The sequence below is a fragment of the Rummeliibacillus sp. POC4 genome (genome assembly GCF_003576525.1).
GTDB lineage: Bacteria > Bacillota > Bacilli > Bacillales_A > Planococcaceae > Rummeliibacillus.
The window spans coordinates 1-9,807 of the sequence record NZ_QWUA01000100.1; the positions used below are offsets into that span (position 1 = coordinate 1).

Here is a 9,807-nt window from a genome sequence, read left to right on the forward strand (position 1 = left end):
GTAAATAGAAATAAAATAATTCGGTTTATCTTATATGGTGATAAAAAAGTCAGACCTACAAATTAATAATAAACTTTGAATTTGATAGATTGTTAGTATTTGAGCAAGCGTTAACTAAGAAAATAGATGGCCATTTTTCTGACAATCCTGAATAGCCTTGTTTAATTAGGAAAATTGGAGGTAACACTGAATATAGATAATTATGTTATAAGGGAGTAAAAAATGGCTGACAAAAATAATGTTCAATCTGCTTATTTAAGTCGTAATTTGTGGTCTGGAGTTCTATTTGGAATGGGGCTAGCAGCCTTTATAGACGAGACAGTTTTTCATCAACTTCTACGATGGCATCATTTTTATGACAAATCCACAACTGATATTGGACTCATTTCAGACGGACTATTTCATGCATTTAGTTGGTTTGCAACTATTGGAGGATTATTTCTTTTCGCAGATCTCAGGCGACGAAATGCACTGTGGTTTAAGAGATGGTTAGGAGGAGTGTTTACAGGTTCTGGCGGATTTCAATTATATGACGGTACCATTCAACACAAGATAATGGAGATACACCAAATTCGTTATGTAGAGAATGTAATTATTTACGATTTAATATGGAATATATTGGCGTTTTTAATGATTATAAATGGTCTTCGTCTTCTTGTAAGTACAAGAGATAGACATCAATTGAGGAAGGATATCTCGCATGATTATCAATAACCATATTCATCATAGCAATGGAACACAATTCCACAATATAGTCGAAATAATTCCCCAGCTTGTCTTGGGACTACCGTTTGTATTGGCTTTGGTCATGTATATCGTTGCTGTTGTGGTATCCAATAAGCGTTACAAACCTTGGCCAATCCATCGTATTTTCTGTTGGGCTCTTGGTTGTATTTTAGCAACTTTTTCAGTTGTAGGCCCTTTAGCAAATCGCGCACATGTAGATTTTACAGCTCACATGTTTGGACATCTTTTTTTAGGCATGCTTGCGCCGCTGCTTATGGTCCTTGCTGCGCCAATGACACTTTTACTACGAACGTTAAGTGTTCCAATAGCTAGAAGATTTTCAAAAGTTATAAGAAGCTGGCCATTCCGTATAATTACTAATCCTGTTGTTGCATCCCTTCTTAACATAGGAGGGCTTTGGATTTTATACACTACCAATCTATTCTCACTTATGCATGAGTATATCCTTTTACATCTAATTGTCCATTTCCATATATTTTTGGCCGGTTATTTGTTTACAGTATCAATGATTTATATCGATTCAATACCTCATAGAATTTCTTTTAGAACCCGAGCAATCGTATTAGTCGCTGCCTTAGCTGGCCATGGTATTCTATCAAAGTATATTTATGCGAACCCGCCTAATGGAGTAACCGTAGATCAAGCAGAACTTGGTGGCATGCTCATGTATTATGGGGGAGATATTATTGATATCGTAATCATTTTCATACTTTGTTTACATTGGTTTAAGGCAACTCGACCTCGAACAATGCTAGCCCATTGATCAGTAATTGAAAAAATAATCGTCAATGAAATTTTGAGTGTGAAGCCTAAATTTTCTTTGCTAAAGCAGGAAATTTAGGCTTTTAGTATAATATATTCTTTTTTGGGGCTTTATCACTCAAAATAGCTGAGTATCGTGATATTAGTAAAATGGTTTATTCAAGAAAGGACTTACTGAAAATTAGTGATGGAGGTAGTCATGAGTATAGAAAAAGTGAAGAAAGATTTTAAGATGTTAAGTCAATATGTATTCTTTGATGAGGATCAATATTTTAGGGAACAAACAAATTCAAAATCACATTTTCATATCTTTATTCAAGAGACAGAGATTTTACTAGAAACTTCACTAACAATGGATGAACAATATTGTATATTTAGCTTTCTAGGTTACTCATATCGCATACTAAACAATCCTACTGAAGGAATTAAATATTTCCAAAAATGTTTAACCATTAGTCAACATGAACCACGGAAGCAGATCATAACAATGATACGTTTGGGTGAAGCATACAAATATGCGAATTTACATAAAAAAGCACTTGAATTGTTCGATGACGCTATGAAGATATCAAAGGAATATCAAATTGAAGATTATGAGCATTACATTTATCAACACAAAGGAAAGTGTTTTTTAGAATTAGGTGATGTAACATTAGCAAAAGATAATCTTCATGATGCACTCAGTATAAGAGAGAAAATAGAAAATGATGCGTTAATTTATTCAACTCGCCAAGTAATTGATTTTATAGGTAGAAACTCTAACTTAGTGCAGAATGAAAGGGAAAAATAATATGAAAAAAGTAGTTGCGTTTGTATTTCTTTTAACCCTTAGCGGCTGCACTCAGACAAACTCAAAGGAATTTAAAGAGATTGTTGACGTGAAATCATTATCCAAAATAGATGTCATTGATGGAAGAAATGGTAAACGATACAGTTTAAAAGAAGATAAACAACAATTTGTTGATCTATTAACCGAGAGAATATATAAGAAAATGAAACATCATGAAAAAACAAAGGGGTATATATATCATGCAAACCTTTTTAGTGACGAAAAAGAATTTTCTATTACATTTTTAGATGATGGAATTGAAATCAATGACATTTACTATTCACTAAATAAACCAATTACAGAAAATGAAATATCAGATTTATTAGAGTGAGATAGTCGTCTTATTGATCAATGATATGTACGATTTATTCATTTAATGGATTAAGTAAGTTTCTTAACAAACCCTGTACTTTTTCCAGTATAGCCATTTCCTTTATAAAAAGTATGTGCAATTTGACGTTCTTCACGATTACCACTATTAAGTGTGATTGCATTACAACCTTGATCGATAGCCCATTGCTCACATGATTTTAGTAATTTTGTTCCAATACCTTGTTGACGTTCTTTTGACCTTACGATAAATGCTAAGATTCTACTGTATTTACCTGTCATTTCGAAGTAATAAGCTTTACAAACTCCTGCGAAACCAACGATTTGCCTGTTTTTTATGGCTACTAAACCCTCATAATCAGGATGTTTCTGTAATTCAATAAAACGATTAGTAATATCCTCAGCTGAAGAAGGATAACCTAACTCATCTAATAACGGTTTGAGCTTACTATAATCAGTTCTCTTAATAGGTCTTATTAAAATGTCCATGGCTTCTCCTTTATTGGTAATTGTATTTAAAATTGACTATTATGCTTAAAAGGTAATTTAGTAAATGAGCATACCAAATAACAAGCTTATAATTGCATAGACAAAATCTTATACAATTTTAAGTTTAATTGCAAATGAATAATACAATAAACTATATTATAAATCATCAAAATTTTGAAGACTTGATTCAACGAAAAAAGTTGAGTCAAGTCTTTTTCTTTTAATTTCATCCATATTTAGTTTTGTAATAACTTAAAATGTCCAAATGTAGGGATAAGGTCACAACACTAATTGAATTGTTTTACTTAATGGAGTTAGCTATATCAATTAGTGCATCAACAGACATTTTCTTCCCACAGTCTTCATCCATGCTTAATAGATATTGAAATCCATTTTTTTCGAAAGCAATAGTATCAAATCCAGTAAACCTTTTACTATATATAGCTTCATCTCCATTATTAAGTTTGATCTTTTGCTTAATATGTTTTTCTTCAAAAGGAAGCTGATACTTCACTGGTTTAATGAGAATTTTAAAATGGTTTTGTGCCTTGTCTTCGTGTAAAAAAGTAAACTCTAATTCATCACTTTCATCACCTTCTAAGTCATTCATCCGGCCAAAAGCATGTGTAAACGTTACTTCCGGCAATTTTGATGGCAAAGATATTTGTTTCTTGAAATGTTTTTGACCATCTATAACAGCATTTGCCACATCTTTATAGCCGATGTCGTAATAATACAACTCAATGTCATCACTTGTTGAATCAGCATTTGATGAAAATGAGAGTGAGAAAAAAGTGAGCATAAATGTAAACAGAAAAACGAAGTATTTATTCATTCGAATCACCTCTATATAAATTATTTATAGTTAGGCTGATTCAAAATACGAATATTATGTAAATCGTTCATATTTTTAATAATAAAAATTGATTTTTATTAAAATTACAGACCTCGATAGTCTATATAAACAAAAAAAGAAGAGCGCAATAAGATATTAAATAATTATAGAATATTCTTTTGAAACTTAAAACCATCTTTATACTATAATAGATATTATCTATTTAAAATAGGAAATTTATAGAAAGGATTAAATAAATTGTCGAATCTTAAATTAGCTAAATTTATTGTAAATGATTTTGAACTTTATTATTCGTTGGTTTCAAATGAAAAGGTAATGGCCATGATTACTGAAAAGGCCATTCCATTAGAAGTTGCTAGGGAAAGATTCAATAAAATGATTAAACAAAAAGCACTTTTTGATAAGTATGGAAGCTTCAAAGTTTTTAATAATGCCACAAATGAATTTCTAGGTTCAGGTAATCTAACTTTCAATAAAGATAATGACAATGAAGCTATATGCTACTACCAAAATATTGGGGAAAGGGATTTGGTAGTGAAATAGCTAATGCCTTAGTTGAAAAAGCAAAAGAAGATGGATTAAAAAAATTAACTGCCATTATTGACCCAAATAATGTAGCATCGAGGAAAATATTAATAAGCTTAGGTTTTCATTCTCTAAAGGTATGCGAGATTGATGGTTTACCTGGGGAGATATTATATAAAGACTTATAGAAAATAATTAGATATGGAGGGTTTCTTTGAATTTTGTAGCATGGATGATTGTAGCATGTGAAATCATGTTTTGGATTGTTATTATTTTAGGACTTGTCACACGATATGTGTTCAATCGAAAAAAATTAGGGCTATTCTTAATGGCTTTAACACCTGTTATTGATTTGATTTTATTAATCATAACAACTTTCGATTTATATCGTGGTGCTACTGCGACAGTATCGCATGGTATCGCTGCCGTTTATATCGGTATATCAATTGGATTTGGAAAAAGTATGATTGATTGGGCAGATAAGAGATTCCTTTTCTATGTTAAAAAGGAAGGTACAAAGCCAGTTGTGTTATCCGGAATGGATTATGCATTGCATTATTTAAAAGGTTTTAGTAAGCACATATTATCATTTCTACTTGGTGCTGGCTTAATAATAATGATGATGATTTTAATAAAAGATACAACACGAACGGAAGCACTACTTGATGTGATTAAAATATGGGCGCTAGTACTAGGCATTGATTTTCTTTTTACGATTTCTTATTTTATATGGCCGAAGAAAAAGAAAACAAAAATAATGTTTTAAATATAGTAAGTACAGATTTATAGTTTTGAATCTTAAACTTGAAGTTCAATCTAATGATGTATGTTAATCCTTCCGTTTCCAATTTATGATAGGAAAAAAGGGGGAGATTAATGTGAAAATTGAACAAATTGAGCTTTATATTTCGAATTACGAAGAAACAGTTTCTTTTTATAAGAATGTTCTGGAGTTTAGATGTATTTCTGAAAATAATATAGTCACAAATTTTCAAACAGGCAGTAGTGTCTTAACTTTGCACAAGGCCGAAAATCATTCTTATTATTATCATTTTGCATTTAATATTCCACCAAATCTTTTTAACGAGGCAAAAAGATGGATTCAACAACGAATATCTTTAGCAACAGAAGAGGGTGAAGATGAAGTGCAATTTGTTGAATCGAAAGCCAAATCTTTTTACTTTGAAGATCCAGCAGGCAATATTGTAGAGTATATTGCTAGAGAAACAACTGCACCTGCAATGGAAGAAATATTTACACCAATGCATGTTGTCGATATAAGTGAAATCGGATTAACCTCACAAGATATTAAAAAGGATATCGAAAGGATTCAGAAACTAGGTATATCATCCAAAAATAATGAACCGATTTCGTATGATCAATACCTAAACTTTATGGGTGATTATGAAGATGGCGTTTATATAATTGTTGCCCCTGTGGGGAGAAGATGGATTTTCTCAAACAAAAAGGGAATCGTAGCACCTATATTCATTAAAACAAATCGAGGTATTATTAATCATAGTGAAAGTTAAGGTTCAAAGGAGGAATTTTGTGAAAAAGGCAGCACTTATGATATATCCAAATTTTTCATTACAAGAAGTTACCTGTCTCACGTCATTGTTTATGTTTCATAAAAAGCAGTTGGATGTGTTCGGAGCAGAACATTAGATTTATATGAGTGAGGATTATATCCAAGTTATTCCTAATAAGACCTTTGCTGAATTCAATCAAGATGAATATGATGTACTTGTCTTACCGGGAATGATTGATTTTAAAGAAGCGATAGAAGATGAACGTAATATACAATTATTAAAAACTCTAAAAAATAATAAGAATATTCTAATAGCAAGTATTTCAAGTTCTCCTGTTTTGTTAGCGAAAGCAGGATTGTTAGAAGATACAAAATTTAGTTCAGGATTATTTGAGGAAGCATTTGAGATGTTTGAATTCCTGCCTAAAAGGAATGCTGTTCGGCAACCAATTACTGTAGATAAGAATATCATTACTGCAATCGCCTTCGCGTATCGTGAATTTGCGATTAAGGTTGGTCAAATGCTCAATATACCTGTTGATGAGTCATTATTTTCTGGTATTCGTAAAGAACCACCATATTCAGAAGAGGAGTTAACTTTTTATGCATCGAAGTAAAACAATCTTATTAATAGACTTGTAAGCTTTACCGGAAAGGATGCTTGCAATTGAAACTTCCATTTAAACATACTTTAAGTGAGAGAAATTTTATCTTTTTATTAATGGGTAGATTCTTTAAAAGAAGCTCTTTAATATTATTTAGCTTGGAACTAATTTGGTTAACGATGGAGTTAACGAATAATTCACCATTCTATTTGTCTTTCATGGTTATGGCTGAAACTTTGCCATTTATTATTTTAGGTATTTATGGGGGCGTGAAAGCTGATAAATGGAATAAAAGAAGATTAATGGTTAATTGTGATTTTCTAATTGCCATTTTAATCGGTGTTATTCCAATTATGTATTTTTCCGGGTTGATAAATTATTTTATATTAATCTGTATAGCAATCTTAATAAGTATTCTAAATTGTTTTTCAGAACCTAGTTTTCGAGCAATGTTACCAGAATTAGTAACAAAAAATAAATTACAAAGAAGCAACGCTCTTTTAGATTCAATTCAACGTGGTGCCAGTATTCTAATTCCAGCTTCAGTAGGTATAGTTGTAAAGTTTACAGATCAAATTCATATTCTAACACTAGCATTTATTTTAATAAGTATATCGATTATCTTTCATTTGCTGATTAACTATCATACTCATTTTGATACGAATCAAAGTGAACAAGGAACAATAGGCGAAATTAAAACTACTTTAACTTTCTTAACATCTAATAGAAGTATTCTCTTCATTATATTTGTTCAAGGTATCAGTATACTGATCAATACAGGATTATGGCGTGTAGGATTGCCCATTTATTTAGATTCTAATTTAGGTAAAGATATTTCAACTTTCGGGATTATTACAGGTATACTTGGCGCTGCAGCATTCTCGACTTCTATTAGTCTAGGTACACTGAAAAGTTTTAATCCAATAATAGTTTTCAATATAGGAATCACTCTATGGGGTAGTGGTTTATTAATAATGGGGTTATCACCAACTATTTTTGTTATCTATTTAGCAGCAATTATCATTGGAATAGGCCAGGCGAGTGAAGGACTTGCAAGAATTGTCATCATCCAAAAGCATGCTCCTAGCAATATGTTAGGCAAAATGTTCAGCATATCATCGTCTATTAATTATACAAGCGATACATTATCTTTAATGGTCATCGGTAGTGTGTTACCTCTTCTTTCTACAGCTAGTATATTTTTAGTTGGAGGAGGAGTTATTGTAATTGTTGGTTTGATGGGGATTAATTCATTAAAAAATAATGAACCAATAAAGAACACCCTAGAGAGATAATACGAGGGAGGAATTATGATGAAAGCAGTTATTCAAAATGAATTCGGTGATTCAAATGTTTTAAAGTATACAGATGTAGTAAAACCTGTATTGGGTGAGGGTGAAGTATTAATTCGCACAGCCTTTACAAGCGTGAATTTTGCAGATATAAAAAATAGAACGGGAAAGAAAGATAAAGGGAATTTTCCAATGGTTTTAGGTTTAGATATAGCGGGGACAATTGAGGAAGTAGGTGAAAACAGTTCTTTTTCAAAAGGGGACCGAGTGATTGCCTTTCCGAAGAATGGCTCTTACGCAGAATATGTAGTAGCAAAAGAAGCCCTCGTTTATAAAATTCCTGATGCTCTGTCATTTGAAATCGCAGCAACTTTTCCAACAGTTGCAATATTGTCATACATACTTATTCATGAAATAGGACAGGTACGAGAAAAAGATACAGTTGTCATTCATAGTGCTGCTGGTGGAGTGGGATCAATGCTTGTTCAACTTGCAAAACTAGCAAAAGTAAAAAGAATTATAGGTGTAGTAGGAAATTTTGAAAAAGAAGCCTATGTAAAAGAACTAGGTGCAGACGTAGTGACTACATATGACACATTTGTTGAAACTGTATTAAATTTGACAGATGGAGAAGGTGCCAATGTTATCTTCGATTCTGTCGCTGGTGATGTGACAAGTCAAAGCATGGAGTGTTTAGCGTTCTATGGGACACTTGTGCAATTTGGAAATAGTAGTGGGAGAGTAGGACACTTTAAAACGAGTGATGTTCATTCTAGTTGTAGAAATGTAAAAGGGTTCAGTTTAGGAACAACTAGAAAGCACCATCCTGAACGTTTAAAACCTGTTGCTGAAAAGGTATGTAAACTATTTGAAGAGGACTTATTAAACCTACCACTTGCACATATATTTGATTTATATGATGCTGCAAAAGCACATGACTTGATGGAGAGTCGTCAATATCAAGGAAAGATTTTATTGAAGGTATAATTGATTATAGGGAGAAGGGGCTGGGCGATTTATGTCATTTATGTCGCTAGCCCCTAAATCATTAAGAAAACAATTAAGGCTTGTTCCAACAAGGACTTATACATACTCTGAGTAAAGACATTTTGTTTTGCACACCAAGCTATAACGTTAAATTTACTACTTGTATTGAAAGTCCGATAACTAAATTACCGTAACAACTTACATACTGATTGTTTCATAAAATATCCAAATAAAAAGTGTTATTCATCCAAAATAATACTCCTTAATGCCTATTATATAAAAAATAATTCAAAAATTTTACTAGGATAAGAGTATTCTTATGCTATTTTTAGGAGTGGTTGTAATGAATTAATTCTACCGAGATAAAGGGCTTCCTTTTTAGATGAAAATTTTTATTGATCCGAAATTTTATACCTTCTTCAGTGAACAAACTTAATTACATATTTTTGAATTTGCCGCCTAATCGATGTAAGCAATAGCACTAATTTCGATCAGCTGCTCTGGAGAAGCCAAATGGTTTACGCCGATAAGGCTACCAGCTGGGCGATGTTGTCCCATGTATTCTTTAAAAATTCGGATGACCGGCTCTGTATGCTCTATTCCATTAGTTAAATAGATTTCTAAATATGCGAGGTTAGACTTCGTTACATCAAATCCTTCTAATACACGATTTAGATTTTCAAGTGTTTGTCGAGTTTGAGCTTCTATATTCCCTTCGCCGACAAATGTACCCTCCAAATCATGGGAGAATTGTCCCGAAATATAGATTGTGCCATTGACACTGAACCCTTGGGAAATTCCGTGGTCCCAAAGATCGTGATTGTATGTTTTTATTTTTTTCATTTTTATCATTC

The 9,807-nt window shown here is 32.0% G+C and carries 12 protein-coding genes and 1 pseudogene; 10 read left to right on the forward strand and 3 right to left on the reverse strand.

From position 1 onward, the window contains the following. The first annotated feature begins 222 nt into the window (after positions 1-222). From D1606_RS17370 to D1606_RS17385, 4 genes are all read left to right on the forward strand, one after another. Positions 223-714: a DUF2243 domain-containing protein gene (locus tag D1606_RS17370; RefSeq protein ID WP_119417280.1), complete on the forward strand. Its 492-nt coding sequence runs from the start codon at positions 223-225 to the stop codon at positions 712-714. Next, the gene (locus D1606_RS17375) at positions 704-1,510 is read left to right on the forward strand and encodes a cytochrome c oxidase assembly protein (RefSeq protein ID WP_119417290.1); all 807 of its coding nucleotides are present in this window, start codon (positions 704-706) and stop codon (positions 1,508-1,510) included. The genes D1606_RS17370 and D1606_RS17375 overlap by 11 nt, the downstream gene beginning before the upstream one ends. A gap of 198 nt (positions 1,511-1,708) precedes the next feature. Then, positions 1,709-2,299, forward strand: coding sequence for a tetratricopeptide repeat protein (locus D1606_RS17380; RefSeq protein ID WP_158582425.1), 591 nt, complete (start codon positions 1,709-1,711; stop codon positions 2,297-2,299). Position 2,300: 1 nt separating this feature from the next. After that, positions 2,301-2,669 carry a hypothetical protein gene (locus D1606_RS17385; protein ID WP_119417282.1) on the forward strand — a complete coding sequence of 123 codons (369 nt, stop codon included), beginning with the start codon at positions 2,301-2,303 and terminating at the stop codon, positions 2,667-2,669. Positions 2,670-2,719: 50 nt separating this feature from the next. Here D1606_RS17385 and D1606_RS17390 read toward each other — a convergent pair whose 3' ends face one another. Both D1606_RS17390 and D1606_RS17395 read right to left on the reverse strand, forming a co-directional pair. Then, entirely contained in the window at positions 2,720-3,157 is a 438-nt protein-coding gene (locus tag D1606_RS17390) for a GNAT family N-acetyltransferase (protein ID WP_119417283.1), read from the reverse strand. A 301-nt stretch (positions 3,158-3,458) separates the two neighbouring features. Further along, the gene (locus tag D1606_RS17395) at positions 3,459-3,992 is read right to left on the reverse strand and encodes a hypothetical protein (protein ID WP_119417284.1); all 534 of its coding nucleotides are present in this window, start codon (positions 3,990-3,992) and stop codon (positions 3,459-3,461) included. Between the two features lie 258 nt (positions 3,993-4,250). Between D1606_RS17395 and D1606_RS17400 the strand changes: the two are divergent. From D1606_RS17400 to D1606_RS17425, 6 genes and pseudogenes are all read left to right on the forward strand, one after another. Then, a pseudogene (locus D1606_RS17400) lies at positions 4,251-4,726 on the forward strand (GNAT family N-acetyltransferase). A gap of 26 nt (positions 4,727-4,752) precedes the next feature. Continuing rightward, positions 4,753-5,304, forward strand: a complete 552-nt coding sequence (locus D1606_RS17405) for a hypothetical protein (RefSeq protein WP_119417285.1) — start codon at positions 4,753-4,755, stop codon at positions 5,302-5,304. A 112-nt stretch (positions 5,305-5,416) separates the two neighbouring features. After that, positions 5,417-6,070, forward strand: coding sequence for a VOC family protein (locus tag D1606_RS17410; protein ID WP_119417286.1), 654 nt, complete (start codon positions 5,417-5,419; stop codon positions 6,068-6,070). Positions 6,071-6,212: 142 nt separating this feature from the next. Continuing rightward, positions 6,213-6,686 carry a DJ-1/PfpI family protein gene (locus D1606_RS17415; RefSeq protein ID WP_119417287.1) on the forward strand — a complete coding sequence of 158 codons (474 nt, stop codon included), beginning with the start codon at positions 6,213-6,215 and terminating at the stop codon, positions 6,684-6,686. Between the two features lie 50 nt (positions 6,687-6,736). Beyond that, entirely contained in the window at positions 6,737-7,969 is a 1,233-nt protein-coding gene (locus D1606_RS17420; protein WP_119417288.1) for an MFS transporter, read from the forward strand. Positions 7,970-7,987: 18 nt separating this feature from the next. Continuing rightward, positions 7,988-8,953 carry a quinone oxidoreductase family protein gene (locus D1606_RS17425; protein ID WP_119417289.1) on the forward strand — a complete coding sequence of 322 codons (966 nt, stop codon included), beginning with the start codon at positions 7,988-7,990 and terminating at the stop codon, positions 8,951-8,953. 459 nt (positions 8,954-9,412) lie between these two features. On the opposite strand, the gene D1606_RS17430 is transcribed toward D1606_RS17425, so the two are convergent. Further along, entirely contained in the window at positions 9,413-9,796 is a 384-nt protein-coding gene (locus D1606_RS17430) for a RidA family protein (protein ID WP_119417291.1), read from the reverse strand. Positions 9,797-9,807: the final 11 nt, after the last annotated feature.